The organism is Candidatus Neomarinimicrobiota bacterium, assembly GCA_041154365.1.
Lineage (GTDB): Bacteria > Fidelibacterota > Fidelibacteria > Fidelibacterales > Fidelibacteraceae > Fidelibacter > Fidelibacter multiformis.
Window position 1 is genome coordinate 1,640,629 of sequence record AP035449.1, and the last position, 21,638, is coordinate 1,662,266.

Annotated in this window: 21 protein-coding genes; 4 read left to right on the forward strand and 17 right to left on the reverse strand. The window is 45.1% G+C overall.

Annotation, left to right across the window (positions count from 1 at the left end; genetic code table 11):
* Positions 1 to 6: 6 nt before the first annotated feature.
* Genes strainIA91_RS07060 through strainIA91_RS07075 form a run of 4 tightly spaced genes read right to left on the reverse strand, consistent with a single transcriptional unit; the run spans position 7 to position 7,147 of the window.
* Positions 7 to 963, reverse strand: coding sequence for a hypothetical protein (locus strainIA91_RS07060; RefSeq protein WP_400166078.1), 957 nt, complete (start codon positions 961 to 963; stop codon positions 7 to 9).
* Complete coding sequence (locus strainIA91_RS07065) at positions 964 to 1,944, reverse strand: PorV/PorQ family protein (protein ID WP_400166079.1); 981 nt, start codon at positions 1,942 to 1,944, stop codon at positions 964 to 966.
* Positions 1,945 to 1,968: 24 nt separating this feature from the next.
* Complete coding sequence (locus tag strainIA91_RS07070) at positions 1,969 to 4,044, reverse strand: hypothetical protein (RefSeq protein ID WP_400166080.1); 2,076 nt, start codon at positions 4,042 to 4,044, stop codon at positions 1,969 to 1,971.
* A gap of 19 nt (positions 4,045 to 4,063) precedes the next feature.
* Positions 4,064 to 7,147, reverse strand: a complete 3,084-nt coding sequence (locus strainIA91_RS07075; RefSeq protein ID WP_400166081.1) for a carboxypeptidase-like regulatory domain-containing protein — start codon at positions 7,145 to 7,147, stop codon at positions 4,064 to 4,066.
* Between the two features lie 135 nt (positions 7,148 to 7,282).
* Here strainIA91_RS07075 and strainIA91_RS07080 point away from each other — a divergent pair, with 135 nt between their 5' ends.
* From strainIA91_RS07080 to nagA, 4 genes are all read left to right on the forward strand, one after another.
* Complete coding sequence (locus strainIA91_RS07080) at positions 7,283 to 7,921, forward strand: SGNH/GDSL hydrolase family protein (protein ID WP_400166082.1); 639 nt, start codon at positions 7,283 to 7,285, stop codon at positions 7,919 to 7,921.
* 1 nt (position 7,922) lies between these two features.
* Entirely contained in the window at positions 7,923 to 9,056 is a 1,134-nt protein-coding gene (locus tag strainIA91_RS07085) for a glycoside hydrolase family 10 protein (protein ID WP_400166083.1), read from the forward strand.
* Positions 9,053 to 10,960 (forward strand): family 10 glycosylhydrolase, encoded by a 1,908-nt coding sequence (locus strainIA91_RS07090; protein ID WP_400166084.1) that lies wholly within the window; start codon positions 9,053 to 9,055, stop codon positions 10,958 to 10,960. Before strainIA91_RS07085 ends, strainIA91_RS07090 begins: the two co-directional genes overlap by 4 nt.
* A gap of 140 nt (positions 10,961 to 11,100) precedes the next feature.
* The gene (gene nagA / locus strainIA91_RS07095; RefSeq protein WP_400166085.1) at positions 11,101 to 12,342 is read left to right on the forward strand and encodes an N-acetylglucosamine-6-phosphate deacetylase; all 1,242 of its coding nucleotides are present in this window, start codon (positions 11,101 to 11,103) and stop codon (positions 12,340 to 12,342) included.
* Positions 12,343 to 12,391: 49 nt separating this feature from the next.
* On the opposite strand, the gene strainIA91_RS07100 is transcribed toward nagA, so the two are convergent.
* The 13 genes from strainIA91_RS07100 to strainIA91_RS07160 form a co-directional block, all read right to left on the reverse strand.
* Positions 12,392 to 12,622 carry an SHOCT domain-containing protein gene (locus strainIA91_RS07100; protein ID WP_400166086.1) on the reverse strand — a complete coding sequence of 77 codons (231 nt, stop codon included), beginning with the start codon at positions 12,620 to 12,622 and terminating at the stop codon, positions 12,392 to 12,394.
* A gap of 285 nt (positions 12,623 to 12,907) precedes the next feature.
* Positions 12,908 to 13,720, reverse strand: coding sequence for a nucleotidyl transferase AbiEii/AbiGii toxin family protein (locus tag strainIA91_RS07105; protein ID WP_400166087.1), 813 nt, complete (start codon positions 13,718 to 13,720; stop codon positions 12,908 to 12,910).
* On the reverse strand, positions 13,717 to 14,349 hold the full coding sequence (locus tag strainIA91_RS07110; protein ID WP_400166088.1) for a hypothetical protein: 633 nt from the start codon (positions 14,347 to 14,349) through the stop codon (positions 13,717 to 13,719). The genes strainIA91_RS07105 and strainIA91_RS07110 overlap by 4 nt, the downstream gene beginning before the upstream one ends.
* Positions 14,350 to 14,473: 124 nt before the next feature.
* Complete coding sequence (locus strainIA91_RS07115) at positions 14,474 to 14,902, reverse strand: type II toxin-antitoxin system VapC family toxin (protein WP_400166089.1); 429 nt, start codon at positions 14,900 to 14,902, stop codon at positions 14,474 to 14,476.
* Entirely contained in the window at positions 14,883 to 15,155 is a 273-nt protein-coding gene (locus strainIA91_RS07120; protein WP_400166090.1) for a DUF6364 family protein, read from the reverse strand. Before strainIA91_RS07120 ends, strainIA91_RS07115 begins: the two co-directional genes overlap by 20 nt.
* Positions 15,156 to 15,309: 154 nt before the next feature.
* Positions 15,310 to 15,726 (reverse strand): PIN domain-containing protein, encoded by a 417-nt coding sequence (locus strainIA91_RS07125; protein ID WP_400166091.1) that lies wholly within the window; start codon positions 15,724 to 15,726, stop codon positions 15,310 to 15,312.
* Positions 15,723 to 15,968, reverse strand: a complete 246-nt coding sequence (locus strainIA91_RS07130; protein WP_400166092.1) for a DUF6364 family protein — start codon at positions 15,966 to 15,968, stop codon at positions 15,723 to 15,725. Before strainIA91_RS07130 ends, strainIA91_RS07125 begins: the two co-directional genes overlap by 4 nt.
* Positions 15,969 to 16,346: 378 nt before the next feature.
* Complete coding sequence (locus strainIA91_RS07135; protein ID WP_400166093.1) at positions 16,347 to 16,556, reverse strand: helix-turn-helix domain-containing protein; 210 nt, start codon at positions 16,554 to 16,556, stop codon at positions 16,347 to 16,349.
* Positions 16,557 to 16,655: 99 nt separating this feature from the next.
* Positions 16,656 to 17,636 carry a nucleotidyl transferase AbiEii/AbiGii toxin family protein gene (locus tag strainIA91_RS07140; protein ID WP_400166094.1) on the reverse strand — a complete coding sequence of 327 codons (981 nt, stop codon included), beginning with the start codon at positions 17,634 to 17,636 and terminating at the stop codon, positions 16,656 to 16,658.
* Positions 17,633 to 18,358 (reverse strand): DUF6088 family protein, encoded by a 726-nt coding sequence (locus strainIA91_RS07145; protein ID WP_400166095.1) that lies wholly within the window; start codon positions 18,356 to 18,358, stop codon positions 17,633 to 17,635. The genes strainIA91_RS07140 and strainIA91_RS07145 overlap by 4 nt, the downstream gene beginning before the upstream one ends.
* Positions 18,359 to 18,618: 260 nt before the next feature.
* Positions 18,619 to 18,828, reverse strand: coding sequence for a helix-turn-helix domain-containing protein (locus strainIA91_RS07150; RefSeq protein WP_400166096.1), 210 nt, complete (start codon positions 18,826 to 18,828; stop codon positions 18,619 to 18,621).
* Positions 18,829 to 19,220: 392 nt separating this feature from the next.
* Entirely contained in the window at positions 19,221 to 20,063 is an 843-nt protein-coding gene (locus tag strainIA91_RS07155; protein ID WP_400166097.1) for a hypothetical protein, read from the reverse strand.
* Between the two features lie 193 nt (positions 20,064 to 20,256).
* Positions 20,257 to 21,213, reverse strand: a complete 957-nt coding sequence (locus tag strainIA91_RS07160) for a ComEC/Rec2 family competence protein (protein WP_400166098.1) — start codon at positions 21,211 to 21,213, stop codon at positions 20,257 to 20,259.
* Positions 21,214 to 21,638 lie beyond the last annotated feature (425 nt).

A 21,638-nucleotide genomic window follows, 5' to 3' on the forward strand; every position in this document is an offset into this window, starting at 1 on the left:
TCAATGCTAATAATTGAAGGTTAAACTCAGCACAAAGGTGCTTTTGGATTCATAGGGGAACCAGCGTTCACTTTGGGAGGCGAAGCGGAACAGATCCTCCAGTTTTTCCACATTTTTCAGATAGAAGATCCCGTAGTACCCCAGATCCAGATCCACGGTTTTGTTCAGTGTTACCCGGCATCCCAGAAAGGGAGAGGCAAAAAAACGGCTGCCTGTTTTCGCCGGTGAAAAATGGGTAATCTGAATGTCGTAGGCGTAACGGAAACGGTAGATCACATTGGAAGAATCACTGTTGTAATCATAGGTAAGGGGGTAGGTTTCCGGATTATCCTCATGGAGATCCATAAAAATGTCAAAACGTTCCTGAGCGTATTCATCCATCAAATCATTGGCCAGTTTGGTACTGTCGAAATTGAAGGTAAAATTCTTGGTCCAGTCCTCCACCATTTTGATCCGCCGTTTGTAGATATTGGCTCCCAGGTTCACCCCGCCATAGAGGGAGACTTTTTTCATCACCGGCAGATCAAATTCCAGTCCTGATGAAATCATCACTTCACCCAGGGTTTGTTGGGGATTAAAAACACCATGGTAAGATGAATCGGTCCGCCAGTACTCTTTATAAATACTCATAGAATCGATTTCCAGTTGAGTTGCGCCCATCAGCATCCAATCGATATACTGCTCCCAGTAATCCCACTCCCACTCCAGCAGCACCGTATCTTCGTCGAGAGTGCTGTAATCATAACCCAGCCTGACATTCCAGTCCAGACGGCTCACCAGGTCCCGGTTCACCTGCATTCCCACCAGGAAGCCCCGGGCATCCGAGGCCAGTTTCTCAGTATTTTGCTGTTGATAGCCGCCGAAGAGTTTCACGGTATAGGGAGATAAATCCTGGGCCAGGGTGCAGGATCCCAGAATCAGCATCCCAAGAATCAGGCGGCACGTGAAGGTCGAAGCTCTCATTTACAACTCCATTGAGAGAGTATATCTCATGGTTGATTGAAGGTATTCATGATTCATATAGGCCATATCCAGTTGAAACTGTTTTGCCTGGAACACAAAGCGGATACCCATACCCAAAGTCAGTTTTTCATAATCACTGCCCAGCTTGTACCCGCAGCGAAGGGTGAGCATATGATTCCAGCATCCTTCCAGTCCGGCATGGATTTTTTCCGATTCATCGTTGGGGTGTTTGGCTTCCAGAGTAAAAGAGAGGTAGCTGGGAGACTGGTAGGAGCCCAGGATATCGCCGGAAACACCCAGGGTCATGGTCTGGGGCATTTTAAAAGTTTCGCTCACGTACTCGGTTTCCAGTCCAAAATTCTGTAAAAAAGCGCCCACCCGGAGGGACTTGTATCCGGTAAAGAAGATAAAACCGATATCGGTGACAAGATTATCCGCCGAATAGACATCGATGGTTTCACGGACATATTTCAGATTGGTGCCGATAGAGAATTTATCTGTCAGTTGCCGGGCATAGGTCATGCCCACAGAATAGGCCCCGGCGGTAAAGGTTCCCAGATCACGGTATTTGTTGTTATCCCCTTCCGTCAACTGATCGGCTTCGTAGGAAGAAAGAACACGGGTTTTGGTCATTTCACCGAACTGATAATTCAGCACGTGGACGCCCACCGATCCCAGAAGATTCAGATTGCGGGTATAGGAGAGGGTCTGATGCCGGGTATCCAGGTACCAGTCTCCGTAGGAAAAGGATAAAGCATTGTTTTGGGGGATCAGGGAAGCCAGGGCCGGATTGACAAAGATGGCGTCCGAACCAACGTTAGGCAGGGCAATACCCGTTTCACCCATGGCTATGTAGCGGGCCGACGCAGGGATTTTCAGAAAGACAAATCCCGTTGTGCCGGTCTTTTCTCTCAGTTCTCCCCGGAGGGATGAGCTGACAATCAGAAAGATGCCAAGCCATAGGAACACTCTTTTTTTCATATCAATCGTTATCCTGTGCTTTCATTAATTAATAATGGCAAATTTTCCCCGGGTTGTATTGCCATTTTCATCCTCAATATGGTAAAAATACAAACCGCTTTTCACGTACTGTTCATTTTCGCTGATCTGATTCCAGAAAGCCACACCCGAGGAGGGGTTATCATGGTGAATCACCTTTACCAAATTCCCTTTCACGGTAAAAATCCGGATGGTGCAGGGAGAAGGCAGGTTCACAAACTGAATATTTTTCACATCCCCACCCCGTTCAAAACCGGATGTCACATAAAAGGGATTGGGCACCACCACCACATTATCCAGGGCTCCTTGAATTTCCTTTACAGGAACAAGGGTGGAATAGAAAGGTTTTTGCGTCCGGTTGGCATAGAGGGAGGATTCCAGTGGCGGGACGGAGACAGAAGGATCCACAATCCAGGCATCATGTCCTGTATCATAGGCCGTTACAGCATAATAGTATCCATAACCCAGGGCTACCTGTGAATCCCTGAAGACATACATTTGTCGGGTTTCATCCCACACATTGGGATCTTTTACGGGAAAGTCGGCAATCCTTTCCCAGGGGCCGAAGGGATACCGTTTGGATTTATAGATGCGATACCCGGCGATATCCACCACATTTTCCTGGGGATCGGGGATGGAATCGACGGAACCGTCAAAAACAATCAGATTGGCCACCGAACCGCTGGTCGTATCGGGTTCTACGGTAAATTCAGGTCCCGGCGGAGGCAGGGGGACGGTAAAATCGTGGGTGTAATTGAATTCCAGGCGATTGTTGAGGAATTCCGCTGCAGAATCGGCAGCGGCTTTGATTTCACGGGCTTTTTCCGCCCGAATAACGGGATCAATGGTATCTAGAAACGTTTTCCCGTAAGGGAGCCCGCCGACAAACTGCCCCACCACGATTACAATGGAATCCCGTCCACCGCCCCGAAGGTTATAGGGACCAAAGGAAAAATTGGCATAGAGGCGACTTTGTCCCATGAGAACACTGTTGGTGTCCTGGAAAGCATCATAGAGCAGCGACGGGTCTTTCATGGCGTCATATTTGTTTTTCATTCCGGCCACTGCCGTAAAGGGACCCTGATAATCACTGTCCGGTGCCCCGGCAGACCAGGTAAAACCGTTGATTTCATCCGGAGTCGGGCCATCATCGGGGGTCACTTCCAGCAGTTTGATTCCCACGATCCCGGGGGCCATGAATTCGGTGACAGGCCTTTCCACATTGTCGATGGCGCTGTACTGATAATATTCGTAGGGATCCCAGGAGTCATCCCGGTCCGCACTGAGGGTAAAATCACCGGCCCAGGCGGTTAAGAGTTTTTCATCTTTATCCCAACGGCTGTGGGTATTCCTGGCGCCGGCCCGGTAGGACGGATAGGTATAGGCCCATCCCCGCTGATTGGGGGACAAGGCATAGGTTAACAAAACATAGGCACTGTCGATGCCCACCCGGCGTTCACTTTCCAGACTCCGGATCACATAGCGGACAATCACATAATCCTGATCGATTTCGGAACCGGACCACTGGCGGACCACCCGCTTGATACTGATATTGAATTTCTTGTTATCGGTTTTGGAGTCATCATACTGGGGATCTTTTTCCAGATAGCTGTAAATCACTTCTTCCGCTTCATAGGGATCGGTCATGCCCCAGTAATTTTCACCCTTGGGCCATCTTTTCTGGTGGACTTTCGCCACAAAAGGCTGCTGTCCCTGAACCCAGCTTGTATTTCGGTCCCCGTTGAGGGCAAAATCCATCCAGCCCAGGACCGAATCGGGATCAAAATAGGTCATATTGCTGGCATCTTTCAGAGGTTTCAGGGCTGTCAGGTAAATTCCTCCGGCCACCATGTGAGTATAGGTACCTCCCAGGTTTTCATTCAGCTCCGTGGGTTCATAGCCCGGCCAATCCAGTCCTGCAGACATCCGCTGCCAGTCCGACAAGGGTGAACACTCCTGGGCATGATGAAAGGAGTGCCATAACCGGCCACGGGTCAGTTTGATAATTTGTCCCCGGGCCGTGGTGGCGCTTAAGACGCCGATCAGGAGAAGAATGATTGATTTTTTCCAGTGATTCATCATGTATTCCGTCATTTTCCGTTTAAAAATCAAAACCAAAGGTCAGATATATTTCCCGGGGGACGTTCCGGTAAGCCTGCCAGTAATTGAATATGTGATAATTCCGGGTTGGATCCGGTTCGCCATCCATGTATGTCACACCTTTGGTCACCCATTCAGAGAGTTCCAAGTAATTATCGATGGGTGTCAGCTGTTTGTTGTTGAAGAGATTCCGGATTTTGATGCTGACCATAAAATCGATACCACCCAAGGTAAGATTTTTTTCAATCTGCAGGTCGGTGACGGATTCCAGGGGATAGCGCCGGTTGTTCTGGACATTCCGTTCCGTCTGATAGGACGGGCTCCAGAAATAGGCGGCTCCACTGGACACCCGGTAGATGAGACCGAATGTCATCCGTTCCATGGGATAGAGTCCCAGGACTTCCGGTCCGGCATTTTCCGGTATCCCATAGGAGAGCGAAAGATTGAAACGGTGGGTCCGGTCTTCGCCGGAAATAAAATCGGAGGCTGAGTAAGTGTAGGTCTGTTTCTGGTCTTCCGTCATATCCCGCAGATCCAGGTAGGGTCCGTGGTATCCGATTTTGGTCTGGCTCAGGGTATAGGTCAGGTTATAACGCCAGCGGGATGCCACCCGGTTCCGGAAGGTGATTTCCACCCCCTGTGAACTGCCGTAGCTGTTGTTGGTGTATGTGGTATAGGTTCCGTAATATTCATCTGTTTTCCAGATGGACCCCGCAGTGGTTTCGCGATGGATGGCGTATGTCTGGTTTTTCAGGTCGTTGTAATAGGTGACAATATCCAGCTGATGGGTCCCCCACAGGTTCTGTTGAATCCCGATTTCATAATTGACGCTCAGCTGAGGTTCCAGATTGGGGTTTCCATAGCTACCCCATCCGTGGTTGGTCTGATTGTCCAGCGCCCGGTGGATCAGGGGCATGGAGCGGAAATGGCCGTACTGGACCCTAAAAGCGGTTTTATCGGCAATGGGAAAGGAAATTCCGATCCGTGGGGAGAGGGTGACAAAGGTTTTGGAATCCTCCCAGGCCGGAATCCCGATAGATGTAAATCCTTCATTTTCAGCAGGATAAAAAAGTTCATATTTATTGATGGGGACCTTGCCGCCGAAATTGTAGGCATCCAGGCGAAGGCCGATATTCCCCACCATCCCGGCAAATTCGATTTTATCCTGGGCGTAGGCGGCAAAGTAGCGGGTTTTTGCCTTATAATTGGTGGAAAAACCGGTCCGCCAGATATACGATGAAACAGTGAGTGAGGATGACGCATTGTAATCCTGATCCATGAGCCAGGCTTCAAGACCGATTTTAATCAGATTGGTGGCGTTCACCTGGGATGTAAAGCTGACATTGCCTTCATAATAATGGGTTATGGATGCCTGGTTATACAGGCTGGACCAGGTATAGTAATCCCGGTAATTTTCAAACCAGGGTCCCCGCTCTTCCAGAAAGCGTGTTTCCTGCCGCCCCTGGGCCACCCGCTGGGCATCTTTTTCAATACCGGGGACAGGAAGCTGGAGGGCAAACAACACCTCGCTCTGGTGCGTCACGGATGCCTGCAAAAAGGTCCTGGACGAAAAGAGGTACTTGTAATCCACATTCTGGGCCAAAACTGTCTCTTCCCGGAGGGGGTCGTAAATCAGGGTATATTTCCGCCGGGCACCGTACCAGCCCCACAGACCGGCCCAGCGGACATCCTCTGAACCGGAACCCATGCCGGAGCGGTAAAACTGGTACATATTGGTAAATTTGAAATTGTGATTGGTCGAAGGTTTCCAGGAAACCATAAAGGAGAGATTCTGCATGTCCTGGGTCTTTTCCCGGGTCGGCAGGCGGGTGGGTTTGCTTTTCAATTCACCGGCAAAAAAGAAATTCATTTTTTGGGGATCATTCCCCAGCGGACCGCCAAAACTGAACATATACCGGGTGGCAGGGATTTTACGGTAATCGTAGACCCCCATGATATTGGTAGGATTTTCCCGGCTATTCAGGGTGAAATCCTTCCGGTACAGGGTTTCACCGTTAACGGTGACAGGCACCATCTCATAGCCGTCCACCAGGGTCACATCCGCCCCGGAAGGCGTGTGGTTTTTGACCCATAAATTGTAATTGTTAATGGCGGCACTGTCGTCCACATTAAAATCCTTCAGGATATAATCGCCGTTTTGAGCCTCATACAGGTTATAGGGGATGCCATTCAGGGTGAAGGATGTATCCCTGAGCCATTTGGAATTATCCAGCCACGCCTCATAATCGCCCCATTTTTCCCATTCAATCTGATTTTTGGAATACAGATAATCCCCCCAGTGATACTGTCCAGGCGGCCGGTATTCCATGCGGAATCCTCCCGAAAAAGTTTCACCGCCTTCTTTAGTGACGACCTTGATCACACCGGACTGGGCATTTCCGTGTTCGGCGTTAAATCCGCCGGAGATCACTTCCATCTGGGCGACGGCCAAGGGATTTACATCATATTTCCAGCTGTTATCCGCCTTGTCGTTCATGCCGCCGAAGGCCGTGGCCCCGGTATTGGTGGTCATGGATTTGATACCGTTCACCTGGTAATTGATTTCATAGCCGCTGCCACCCCGGATGCTGATGGTGCCGTCCGCATTCCGGCTGATGCCCGCCGTCAGTTCCAGTACATTCCGGAGTCCTTCCACCGGCAGATTACTGATTTCTTCAGACGTGAGATGAATGGATGATCCGGTTTTATCCGCCTCCACGATGGGACGCTCCGCCGTCACGGTGACTGTTTCGCCCAGTTGCAGCACATCCTCTTCCATGAGAATTTCTACCCGGGCCGTCCGGCCCATCAACACTTCCACCCCTGTCAGGGTCACCTGCTTGTACCCCATATAATTCACCTGGAGCGTGTGATCCCCGGCAGGAACGTTCAAAATCACAAAACTCCCGTCCGCACCGGTGGCCGCGCCCAATTGGGAATCGGTCACAATCACATTGGCCCCGATCAGGGGATCACCCGTTTTTGCGTCCTTCACAACACCACTGATCTTCCCCGTCGTTTGCCCCCATGCCAGTACGGGCAGAATAACGGCGAGGATCCATGTTAAAAGGCGTGCTTTACTCATCAGCGTCTCACGTCTTAATTAGTTCGTTTAATTTACAAACTAAATTAAAGCTTCGTTTCCTGAATTTCAAATATTATTTTTTCATGGCTGATTTTTTGCACCTTTTATGCATTCATCACGAAAAGGAATTAAACCATGGCGACACCTTTCCGGATTCTCTGTATGGGCAACAGCATCACCGATGCCGGGCGGACCAACGACACACCGCCTTTGGGGGACGGATATGTGGCCCGGCTGAAAGATATGATTGAAACCCGGCACCCGTCCCTCCCCTTCGAAATCCTGAACAAGGGGATTTGCGGAAATACGATTGAAGGACTCGCCCTCCGCTGGCAGCGGGATGTCCTTGACCTGGCACCGGATCTGCTGACACTCCTCATTGGCATCAATGACGCTCACGTGACCCAAAACCACCCCAGCCCTGAAGAAAAACGTATATCCCATTTCCTTGAACTCTACAACACCCTGATCCGGCAAACGCAGGAAACCCTTCCCAAAACGTCCATGGTGCTCATGACACCTTTTTATATCTGCAAAGATCCCTGCATCCCCGTTCTGAAAACCACAGAAAAAATGGTCCGGGGAATTCTTGATCTGGCTGAACGTTACATCCTCCCCTGCCTGAACCTCCATGCCCTGTTTCAATCCCTCCTGGATAGATCGCGGGAAAACCAATGGGCATCGGACCGGGTCCATCCCACACCGGAAGGACACACATTGATCGCCCAAACCCTTTATGATACCCTGAACCAACACCATTTAATAAGGAGCTGATATGAAAACCCTGGCATATTCCCTTATCACTTTGCTCATCTTTGGCTTTTCTGCCGGCTGTAAAGGACATACCCCTGCAGCCCCTGACCTTTCCCGCATCCGGGGTGTGTGGATGACCAATGTGGACAGTGAGGTTTTGGAGAGTCCGGAAGCCATCCGGGAAGCCGTGGATTTTCTCAAGGAACACGGTTTTAACACCCTCTTCCCCGTGGTCTGGAACCAGGGATATACCCTTTACCCCAGTCCTATCATGGAACGGGAATTCGGCATACGGGTCCACCCGGATTTCGACGGGTTTGATTTTCTGGCTTACCTTACGGACTATGCCCATGAACAGGGTTTTTGGGTGATTCCCTGGTTTGAATTCGGCTTTTCATCCTCCTATCACGCCAACGGCGGACACATTTTGCAGGCAAAACCTCACTGGGCAGCCAAAGACCGGGAGGGACATCTTCTTACCAAAAACAACTTTGAATGGATGAATCCCTACCACCCCGACGTACAGGCCTTCATCAAATCCCTGATCCTGGAAGTGGTGGAAACCTATGATGTGGACGGCATTCAGGGAGACGACCGCCTGCCGGCCAATCCCATCGAAGGAGGATATTCGGAATACACCGTAACCCGGTATAAAAAAGAGCACAGCGGCCAGGAACCCCCGGCGGATTACCGGGATCCGGCATGGCAAAGATGGCGGGGGGATATCCTCAATGCTTTTGCCGAAGATTTGTACCGGTCCGTGAAAAAGGTGGATCCGGACCTCATTGTCAGTTGGGCCCCCAACATCTATCCCTGGGCCTATGACGAATATCTTCAGGACTGGCCCGCCTGGATCAAGGGCGGATATTGTGACCTGATGATCCCCCAGATTTACCGCTACGACCTGAAAGCGTATCAACAAGCCCTGGCCACCATTCATCCCGATACCCTGGGACTCCCGGAGCATCACTGTCCCATCCTGCCGGGTGTTCTGCTAAACCTGGGAACATACACCATGGACAATACCTTTTTGGAGGATGTGATTCGTCACAACCGGGCTATGGGATACAAAGGGGAGGTCTTCTTCTTTTACGAAGGACTCCGCAAAGACAACAACCGGACCGCCCGTCTGTTAAAAAATGAGTTTTATCGATGAAAAAATCTGTACTGATCCTGTTATACACTTTTACGGTCACCACGTGTCTCTTCAGCCAGGCGCCGGAAGAATTCCGGGCGGTGAAAATCACCAATGTGGACAGCCAGGTGCTCTTTTCCGATGCCAATATCGCCGAAGCCATGGATTACCTGGCCTCCATCAACATCAATACCATTCTGCTGGTCGTGTGGAATGCCAGCGGTTCGGACGGGGTTCACACCTTGTATCCCAGCAATGTGATGAACAGCCTTTTCCGCCGGAAAATCCATCCCTCCTTTTCGGGACGGGATCCCCTGCAGACCGTCCTGGTGGAAGCCCATGCCCGGGGTATGGAGGTCCTGCCGTGGTTTGAGTATGGCTTTGCCACCTACTGGACCAGCACTTACCAGGAAAACCCCGATTACATCCTGAAATCCAAACCCCACTGGGGACTCCGGGCAGCAGACGGAAACCTGGCCTGGAAGAACAATTTTTACTGGATGAGTGCCGTCAATCCGGAGGTTCAGGACATGATCCGGGATCTGACCCTGGAAGTCTGCCGGAATTACGACATCGACGGGGTGGAATACTCGGACCGGATTCCTGCCATGCCTGTGGAAGGGGGATATGATTCAGTCACGGTGAGCCTTTACAAAGCCGAACACGGAGGTGCAGCGCCGCCTGAGGATTACAGCAATGCAGACTGGAAACGGTGGCGGGCAGACAAGATGAATGCCTGGTTCCGGAGTGTCCGGGATTCGGTGAAAGCCTATGACCCTAACCTGAATTTTTCTTCCAGTCCCAGCGTGTATCCCTGGTGTTATCACGAATACCTCCAGGATCCCTACACCTGGATGAATGAGGAAATCTGTGACGATATCATCCCCCAGCTCTACCGGTATTCCTATGATGAATACCTGAGCACACTCACGGCTTCTTTGCAAAACTATCCCAATCACCGTCATGCTTATTATGCCGGGATATTAATGAATGTGGGTTCCTACATCATGTCAGAGGATTACCTGATGAAGGCCCTGCAGGCCAACCGGGAGCGGAATGTAAAGGGAGAGGCCTTTTTCTTTTACGAGGGATTGCGCAAAAACAGCAATCAGCTGGGGAATAAACTGAAGGCCACCTATTATCAGGACTGGGCCACACTGCCGTTCCGTCGGGGAGCCGTCTGGCGTCCGAAAACGGGCATCATCCACGAAAATTCCCGGGCCGTGGCGGCCACAGAGGGCTGGACGGCTTACACAGGCAATATGCCTCTGCACACCGGACAGTGTTATTATGCCCCGGTTAATTCGAACGACACCCTGACCTATCATGCCGACCTGCCGGAAAATGCCTGGTATAATGTGTATCTGTACGCGAATAAACATTACAATGCCACAACCCGGGCCAAGATTCTCATCACCCATTTGGAGGGGACGGACACTGTGTATGTAAATCAGAAAAACCCGTCTGTCCCGGGATGGACAAAAGTGGCCACGGTGTATCTGCGGGAAGGATTGCGTCAGCCGGTCATCAGACTGGTCACGGACGCCCCGGACGGGTCCTACGTCTTCGGGGATGCGGCCGCTGTCCTCATCAACCGCCATCTGAGTCCTGAAGGGGATCCGGCATCCATTCACCCCACGGCACCGGAAGAAACTCTGCCGGATTCACCCTCCCTCCTTTCCAGCTGGCCCAATCCCTTCAATCCCCTGTTGAATATCCGGGTGAACCTGCCGGAAAGGGGGCGCTATTCCCTTAGCCTGTGGGATATCAGTGGCCGGGAAGTCCTGCGCATCCGGGAGGCATTCATGGATCAGGGCAGCTTCCAGACCCGGGTGGATTGCCAAAACCTGAGTTCAGGCATCTATTTCCTGACCCTGAAAGGTCCGGGACTTTACGCAAGCCGGAAGATTCTCCTCCTAAAATAAGAGAGCAAACACCGGATTTCTGATCCATCCTCTCAGGGAATTGACATTATATCCAGGCCCGGCAATGGATTATTTTACAAGGGGGCTTTCTATTGACAGGAAATTTTGGTAATTTCCCAAGGAAAAATAAAGGATTCAACATGAGCAATACAGTGGTTCTTCGTCATGCCAGAGTCTTTACGGGCATCACCGTGCTGGAAGACTCATCCATCATCATTATAGACAACAAAATATCCGATGTATTGAGTGAAAAACGCTTCAAACAGCGGACCTGGCCCAAAGATGTGAAAGTCTACGATATGGAAGGTTCCTGGGTCTCATCCGGTTTTGTAGATACCCACATTCACGGTCTTCACGGCTTTGACACGGCCGATTGTGAAGTGGATTCCATCCTGGAAATGTCCAAAGCCCTTGTGGAATACGGTGTCACAGGATTTTGTCCTACATTATATCCCCAGGGAGACAAGGATTTTATCGAAGCCATCCGGAGTGTCCGGGTTTCCATCGGGATAGAGCCGGGGGCCAAAATTTTCGGCCTTCACCTGGAGGGACCCTTTGTGTCCCGGGAAAAACCGGGTGTCCTTCCCCAGGAAAACATGAAAGAGGTGGATCTGAATCTGATGGACCGGTTCATTCGGGAATCAGGGGAAAATATTGCCATCATGACGGTGGCACCGGAGTTGAAAAACATGCACGAGCTGGCCCTGTACTGCACGAAAAAGGGGATCGTCCTTTCGGCAGGACACTCCAACGCCACCTATGAAAACATGCTGGAAGGCATTCAGGCGGGGATACTCCACTCCACCCACTTTTTTAATGCCATGCGGCGGCTTCATCACCGGGATCCGGGTGTGGTGGGAGCCATCATGATCCATCCCAACGTCTCCTGTGAAATCATTGCAGACGGCTATCACCTGCATCCGGCCATTGTCAAGCTCCTCCGGGAAGTCAAACCCATCAACAAAATGGTACTGGTCACCGACTCCCTGAAACCCACGGAGCAGAAATCCGGTCCACTGATTGCCAACAACGAGGAAGTCTATTATGACGAAGGGGTTTTCAAACGGAAAGCCGACGATACCATTGCCGGTTCAGCCCTGACCATGATCAAGGGAGTGAAAAACCTGGCAGGTATGGGCTTTGATGTGGATGATGCCCTGCGCATGGCCTCCTGTAATCCGGTGACGGTCCTCAGTAAGCAGATTCAGACCGGTTATATCCTTCCCGGCCGTTATGCGGATATCACATCCTTTGATGACGACTTTGGGATTAAACTCACCATGGTCCAGGGCGAAGTGAAATTCATTAATATGGATAAACCGAAAAAACGGGTCAAAATTGTTCCGGAAGAAGAAAAGAAAAAAGCGGGGAAAAAAGAGTAAACACTCCGAGTGTGATATACATTAAATGACTTGAACAACATTCAGGGGTTTAGTCTTTCAGCAGGTCCGCCTTGCGTTGATCGAATTTTTCCTTGTCGATTTCGCCTTTGGCATACCGTTCTTTCAGAATATCCAGGGCGGATTTGTCCCGTGAATAGTATCGGCCGGATCCCTGAATCAGAGATTTCAGAAGCAGCCACACCACAAAAATGACGATGACCATTCCCAGTAGCCAGATAAACCAGGTGACGCCAGGACCTCCCCAAAAACCATGTACCATTGTCTTACTCCTATTGCCATGTGTTGAAAATTTCAATTAATCTAAACATTAGGGCTTTTTAACCGGATCACGTTACATCCGGGCAATAATGGCGATTCCCACGATCCAGTCGATGGCATTCAGCAAACGGTGGGACACCCTTTACCATTCCGATTTACAGATGGGGAAAGGTTGCTCCAGTTCTTCCGGTGTCATATCGTGGAGGGATTTTTGTTGAGGTATGGATTTTAATTTATTCAGATTGTTCTTATTCATGATCGTCCGGCTGAACCGCTTAAAGAAATTTCAAATATTTTCATTGAGACACCGGGTCAGATTATCCAGCGTCAGCAGGTTTATATCGTTTTGTTTTTCAAGGAAAGGTTTTACATCGGCGATGACATGTTTCCAGTCGAAACCGGATAAACGCCTGACAATGAATTCCCGCCAGTTATCCACAGTTATAACCGGTCCTCTATAACCCGTCTGCCTAAGGGCATGATTGAGTAAGGTAATATTCGGTTCAGGCCAGGACCTGTCTGAAAGATACCACATCAGATCATAGACATCCCGGCCTTTGGTATACCTGCGGCTTAATAATGCATTCAATTTACCGGCAAAAAGAGAACTTTTATCATAATGGTAAAGATTCAGCATGACGTGTTTTCGAAGAATGCTCGTTTTTGTGATGGCACCCTCAGGGGGATTGGTATCAATCTCCACCTTAATCGAAAGGATCTCCCGTCTGTCAGATGACAGATTCAGTTCATAGAGTAGCCCGGGGAATTTTATAAATGCATATTTCACCGTTTTATCAGCGTTTACCTTTATGTTTACCTGATAATTTTCCTGCTCAAAACCCTTTTTAATTTTCTTCTGGTGCTCCACAAACCTGTCTTCTTCTCCCCTTCTGAGCAACGAAAAATCCAGATCTTCTGAAAACCGTGGCATAGAATAGAGAAACCTTAAGGCAGTACCCCCGACAAATACCCAGTTTGTAAATGCCCCGTTTCCCTGGAGAAATTCCAGGATTCTCGCCTGCAGATATTCACGAACGAGACACCGGGCAAGGTTCATATCCTGAATATTCTCAATGTGCTGTTTAATATATTCTTTCATAAATCAATGCCATCTCCCTGCGCGATCAAATCCTGAATATGTTGTTCAGCCTGCATCATTTTAGCACTGTGAAACCTTTGGGTCCACAGGGTGAGTTTGGATGTGTCGATCTGTTTCACATTTTGCAGTCTTAGTTCTTCGATAAATGCCTTTTTCTCTCCGCCCGGAGTGAGATATATCAGATCCAGCAGCGCTTTTTCAGGACTGGCAATAAAGGCATGAATACCATTTGATAATTTATGTTGTTCATATCCCCAAAAATATTTTTTACTGACATGTCTGAAATCAAAACGGCCTAAAGGGGTATCCATTGACTGAGGTCTGCCGGTTGTAATGCTGGTGAAAGAGGGAACGAATTCTGGGATCAGTCCATACCATGACAAGGCAGATTGAAGGCTTACATAGGAGGCCTTTTTAAGCATATTGGCAATATAAAAGGGGTGTGGATTTACCTTTCTGTACGGTTCTGCCAGCGTATATAACCCTTTGTGAATTCTGATCACCTTACCATCCCGAACCCACCTGTTAATCTGTACTCTTATCCGGTTCAAATCCTCCCCTGCTGCCAGGAACCTGATTGTAAAAGCAGGTAAATGGGATACTTTTTCCACCAAACTGACATATTTCATGGTAACAATTTATCATTATTGATAAATTATTGCAACAATTTGTCTATTTAAAAAAATCGTACAATAACGGCTGAATTTAAATATTTACAAAATATCCGCAAGAATAAAGATAAAATGTGTGATATTACGTGTGAGTCAGGTGCCGTAATTTCAGGTAATTCCCGGGTTTCATCACACCAAGGGCGCTCTGTTTAAAATCTTTTGTATTTCGTGTCATCATCACATCCACCTGACCGCTCATTTCCGCAGAAAAATTTTGTATCGCGTCTTCAAAATCCCTGAATCCGGAATTCAGTGCCTGATGAATCATCTCTTTGTTTGTCGTCAGAATTTCAGTGATGCTCAGAAGCTGTTTCAGTTTATCGACCACTTTTTGATGGCCGGCAGTTTGTCTGAGGATATAATAGACATTGCTGACAATAACCGACGTGACATATCCCGTGATCTCATGTGATTCACACAATGCCAGTACCTGAGCCGCATCATCCGAAAATGGTTTTCGATCAAAAAAGAAATCCAGAATCACATCTGTATCAATCAGAATCTTTTTCATTGACCACATATTTCCCGGATAAGCCTTTCAAAAGTTCTTTTGAATAGTCAAAGTCTTCAGGCGCTTTAAAGGATCCTTTTAGTGATTTCACGAGGGGTGTCAGCTCGTTATTCTGCTTATCTTCAATTTCGTTTGCAATCACTTTCAGATAATTTTCAACAATATCCGAAAGACTTCTCTTTTTGCCTGACGCGTATTTTTTTGCTTTTTTGATCACAGATTCCTCGATTGTCAGTGTCAGTTTCGTGTTCATGGAACACACCTCCGGTTGATCATGTACCGATAGAAAGCTACAAAACATTCAAAGCACGTGCAATTATTATTTAATTCACACGTGTATTTTGAAGATTTATTTATGTATTCATTTTTACTGTATAAGACATCAGGAAATAGTCCGGGTTATTCATTCAAGATGATTTGATCATCCCCATGAGTTCATCCGGATCATATACATACACAGAAGCGTGCTTAAAATCTTTGACATTACGGGTGACAATTCCTTCCATATTGCTTAAACGGGCAGATTCATGGAGTACGGCATCTTCATAGTCGTTGATTTTGTGATTGCAGGCTGTTAAAAATATGGAACGATTTAAATCTGTTAATTTGAAAATATTCAGAAGATTCTTAATGAGTCTCTTTGCTTCCTTTGGCCCTTTTACTTTTGTGATTAAATATCCAAGGGTCGTGATCGTTGTGGGACAAAGCCAGCCTTCAATTTTGCCCTGTTCAACCTGAGACAATAGAAAAGTAGCAGACGTATAAAAAGGTTTCCGCAGAAGTAATACATCCAAAATGATATTTGTGTCAAACAAGATTTTCATAAGTATTTATTTTCGATGTATTTCCTGTAATCGGATTCATCCACATGTGAATCAGCCAGGGCCCCATACAAAGATTTTACATTGGGTGGTAATTCTGTCATGGTGTCAGTGTTTTCTTTCTTCGTCAGTATTCTGAAGTAATCGGCAACCATTTTTGAGAGAGACTTCCCTTTTTTTTGGGCGACAGATTTCGCCGCATGTATGAGTTCATCTTCCATTCTTAGTGTCAATTTTGTTTGCATCTCATCTCCCTATACGTATCTTTTTCATAAATTAATACGTCATATAAAAAGGTGCAAGGATTTTTATCTATTCTGATGATATTGTATGTTGGAGTGGGTGTCCGAAATGGACCGGAATCGTGTCCGGATTGAAACCGGAATGGGTGTCCGGAATGAAACCGGAATAACTGTCCGATTTGACCGGAACAATCAAATGAGGCAGATTTTCCTAAATCATGTGATTTATTCGTGAGGCAAAACGACAGGGAATTTTAATTGACGTTCACATCTTTTTACAATGTCGTTAAACAATGAGCGTATCAGGGAAAAATAGTTGACGTTGATCATCAAACTACCCCCCTCCTTCGGTGGGCACTTTAATGGTGCATTTTGAACACATCATGCCTCCCCGGGACTTGTACTCCCACATCCGTTATTCCGGGTCGCATTTACGCTTTCTGCTTCCGATTCCTTCTTAAACTTCTTCCGATATGACGACACCGTACGCCGGTTTAAACCTGTGCTGCCATGGATCTTACGGTCACTCCAGCCTGCTGCGATCAATTGCTTGATCAGCGCCTGCTTTTCCATCTTCAGCGTATTCCCCATGTTCAAATTCTCCTTTTGCGTAATCAGAATATGTAGGTATTTATTTCCCTTTTAGTGGTGCAGTTTGAAGGGTGCAGGGGTGGTGGAGTTTAACTGCGTCTATGACAAAATATCCCATTTGATTTCATTAAGTCTTGATGAAATTTTAGAAAGTGTGTTGATCAAGTCTTTTTCTGCCGGAAAATCCCCGAAAACCAAATCCTTAAAACGGGACTTGTATTCTGAACTAAGTTGTTTCCAGGTTTCTTGGGGTTTTTGGAATATGAGTGCTGTGGAAGGATGTTCAGTAATCCATGAATTGTTGTTCTTATAGCTTATCATATCGTCATTACCCACTTTAACAAGCATCTTTTCAAAATTTTCAGAGAGAAAAAATATTTGGATTTCACGATCATTTAACATTTTATAAATATCATATACATGACGAATCTTATTCTTTAAATCAGATATGGGATCCTTTGATCTGGAAAACCTGACTAAACTCATAATTTTCTCACAAAATGTTCGATATTTGCTTAGTACTTTAATGACAAAAGGCTCCATATTATATTTCGTGATTAAATCTGCGTGACCTTTTGATACTATCATGTCGTAAATAAATGATGAGACTTGCATTTCAGAATAGGGTTCAAAGTCACCTAACCATGACGCTTCAACAACAACATTTTTGCTGACAGGAATCAAATATTCATCATACAGCGAATTATATTGATGTACGGTTTTTCGAATATTACCTTTTTTATTCGTTAATCCTTCCACTTCAATTTCCGGGAGAATATTTGAGGCAACTTTGCTGATTGAACGTATCTTCTTCTTTAATTGGTTGTCATTTTCACCTGAATTTCGGATAACAACTAAATCAATATCCTCAGAAAACCTATCTATTAAATGATAGCATTTTGAAAGAGACGTACCTCCTTTAAAAACAGTCTGACTCGCCATATCTGATTGGAATATTGCTTTCAGGACAACTGTAATCCAATAATCTTTTTCAATAAAAACCTCTCTCATATTCATAATATCCGTGGTAGCCTGGACCGCATCACGAAAAAGTTCTTTATCAGTGTGCAGATTCATCATTTAATATTCCAACGGACTCTTTCAGGGAGAATATCCTCATTGATTCTAAGTTTATACGTTGACAGGGGATTGAGATTATCTTTTAATTTTACGGTATATTTTTTCATACCCATACTTTCAAGAACCGCTCCGAGTAAAGCTTGTGTACGGGGAGGATATTTCAACGCATATCGTATTAATGTTGACAAATCTGTATCGGATAATTGCTTGAGTTTATTCTTTAAAATGGCGAGTGATGAGGGCACATTCAGGTCTGGAATGTTTTTAAAATCTTTAAATGCATCCAGCAATTCCAACAGGACAACATTATCGTTGGTCACATTTACATAGCTTTTAACCGGTTTAATCTGAGTATTCCCGATTCTTGTGGATATGCGTTTCACACTGCTGGCACATCTGATGTTCTTGGGAAACTGTGTGGTTAATCCCATTCGGTTATACAAATAGGTACCTGTAATATAGCCAATGCGTTTACCCTTCCGGAAAAGATAAGATTTTATTAAATCTTCTTCACTGGGCCTCAGTTTCCCGAAAACGGATTCTTTAGGTTTATAAAACACACCTCTTGAAATTCTTTTAATAAACCCTTTATTTAAAAACCGTTCAATCGCTTTTGCGGCAGCACCGATTTCTTCCCTCTCAATACCTAATTGCTCATATTTAAAGGGTATACCGGGTTCTAACTGATTGATTCTGTTTTCTATTTTTTGGGTAATATTCATGTATACTCCATGCCTTATCCGACTATTAAAAATACAAAATTGTATGATGATGTCAAGTTTTTTGTTTGTTTTACTTGACTTTATGTATGTTATAATTAAAAAATACTGATTTCTCTATTAAGCCTGTAAGCGTGCAGCTTCGGTTGTTAAAGAGGGAATTTTAATTGACGTTCACATCTTTTTACAATGTCGTTAAACATCGGGCACTTCAAACTACCCCCCTCCTTCGGTGGGCACTTTTCCGGTGCATTTTGAACACATCATGCCTCCCCGGGACTTGTACTCCCACATCCGTTATTCCGGGTGGCATTTACGCGTTCTGCTTCCGATTCCTTCTTAAACTTTTTCCGATATGACGACACCGTACGCCGGTTTAAACCCGTTCTGTTGTGGATCTTACGGTCACTCCAGCCTGCTGCGATCAATTGCTTGATCAGCATCTGCTTTTCCATCTTTAGAGTATTCCCCATGTTCAAATTCTCCTTTTGCGTAATCAGAATATGTAGGTATTTATTTCCCTTTTAGTGGTGCAGTTTGAAGGGTGCAGGGGTGGTGGAGTTTAACTGCCCCCTGACAATAATGTGATTTTCTCGTGAGGCAATACGCCTGGGAATAATAGTTGACGCTTATCACGGGAGATTCTTCCTGAAAATTATCTTTATGGGAATTCCGGAAAAAGACCTTTAAGTGGTAAACTTTTATCTGGAATTGGTGGTAGGTTTGAACCGGAATGACTGGCAGGTTTAACCCGGAATGGGTGGCAGGTTTGTGCCGGAATCTACAGTTTGAAAGGTTGTTCCTTAATTCCTTCAAATCGCTCGTTATTTTCTATTTTAAAAAGTACCATTATCCATTCAATATTTTAGGAAATTATATCTTTAATTTCTTCTCTGGTTGAGCCATTGTACAAACTATTAATTTTAGGCGATAGCGTTCTTATTTTTGATATTTGAAGACCACACTTCTGTAAAGTTCTAAGTTTTGCAAATCTTAAATCCCCCTTGTTTTTAAGGTAAAATCCAAGCCTTACGAAAAGCATTTCGTAATTCATAAATACAGCAATTAAATATGCGCAGGGTATAAATGAAATTGATAATATTACAGGCAGTAGGAAGGATTTTAGATTTGAATAATTTGCAAATCCAGTAATGTCATTTGTAATATCCCGAATAGAAATTATTAAAAATGTTACCGCGATAATTACAAATATCCAGTCAATTTCGGTCTTAACAATTTTCGTTCTTTCCTCTTTTTCAGCAATGACCTGAAGCATTGCAAGAAAGGCAAGTGCTGGTAAAATGAACATTTCTGCCAATAAGCTGAATTGATGAAAATTGATTACAAACTCTAATATCAAAATCAGCTTCAAATTGTCTCGTAAAATATTTTTAAAGAAGTTTTTTTCTTTTTCAGCTTTGTTCAAATTCATAAGAATAAAGAAGCTCGAAGCAATAAACCAAATTATTATGTCTTTTAAAAGAGCTTGATCCCAAAATTTGATTGTCCATAGTATCCAAACAATTGCAGCGGAATATGAAAGTGCCAGAAGAATTACCGAAGTGATTTTCCATTGAAAAAATGCCTTCAATAGATTTTTGGATGCTTCTCTTGTGGATTTATTAATTTGGAGGTACAAGCCTATAATTACAAGCCAAATGATGGATGCTAATTCTCTATTGTTAAATATTTCGTTAAGTTTTTCCATTACACCGTTTCTATGTTGATTTTCAGCTCTCAATTGGTCTGTTTTTAATGTGGGCTAACGGTTTTCGTGTATGTGCAGTAGCGGATTAGAAGCACTTTCCTGTCCGTTTAGCACAAAGATTCTTAGAAGCACAGACCTTCGATTTACCAATACACCCGCTATTGCCACATACACGCTGTTGGCGGTAGTGTTTCTATCTGTCATATTGAGTGTCATAGCTTCCAGAACCGTCGGAATTTATTGTAAAAGTAATATTTCCTTTCCAGCGTGTTGACCATACATTTCTCGCATACTGTTTATACTTATTTGTTGCATCAGTTGATGGTTTTTTACCGACTGAAACCACTACATATTCTGGGTTCATTACTTTAACTGCTGGTTGATAATACCCACTGTCTCTTCCGTGATGTGAAGCGTCTATAACTGTTACGTTTTTAATTTTTTCTTCATAGTTATCTAGAATATATTCCCAAGTCTCTTTTTCTGCATCACCACCAAAAATTAGTTTATGTCCACCGTGTTCTACAAGAAGAACATAACTCATAATATTTCTATTTTCTTTCTCTTGTGCAAGTTTTACAAGTTCGGGAGTGGGTGATAAAACGGTGATGTTATCTTCTCTCCAAAAGTCTCGACTATGGCCTGCATAAGGTCTTACAATTGTTGTGTTTTCGATTTTTCTTTCATTAGTATCTCTAAATTTTTTAAGTAGTGCCCAATCTACCTTCTCAGAGTCATTCAACTTAGTCAAGTCCATTGTGAAATTGTTCTTAATACACCAAATGTTCCAAACGCTAAAGCTTTCAAATAAATCGTTCATTCCTTTAAAGTGGTCTAAATGCGGGTGGGTCTGAATAAATCGAAAGATGTTTTTGTAACCTAAATTATTAATGTAATCAATCGGGTCAGTTAGTCCAATGTCATAGCCTGCTTTTTCAAATAATTTTTTTCTGTCATAAAGATTGAATTTGTAAAGATTTCTAGTAGGTTCGTCCACCATACTAAGTGCTTCATTTATCAATTCTAATTTAGTGTCATCGTCAAATTCGGCTGACCTGTTACAGTCTATGACCATAAGCCTTTTTGTGTCGAAAAACTCTATCAAAATAGTGTCCCCGTGTCCGACATTTAAGTGGTGCGTTTTTATCATTTCGTTAATTGATTATTGATTCTGTCGTTAATATATTCTGTTTGTTTTCTGTATGAGAGGATAAATAACACTAAAAGACCTACAACTAGGATATATTTTTCTATACCAGTTGACTGAAAAAAAGAAGAAACAAATTTTTCATAGATAACTGATATTAGTAAACAAAAAAATGTTGATGAGAGAGTTCTATACGTGTTATTAATTTCTGAAAAGAGTGAAACCTTGTCGTCATTTTTTGACGCTAAAAGAAAGTCGGAGTAACTAAAAAATTTCACAATTTTTATTTTTTTGAATATCGGATCAAGTATTATCGAGCCAATCCTACTAATTACAAGTCCTATGAAATAATAAAGAAATGCACCTAAAAAATTATTTTCAATTATCAGGTCATAATTTGTCACCTGGTCTAATAGAATGACAAATAC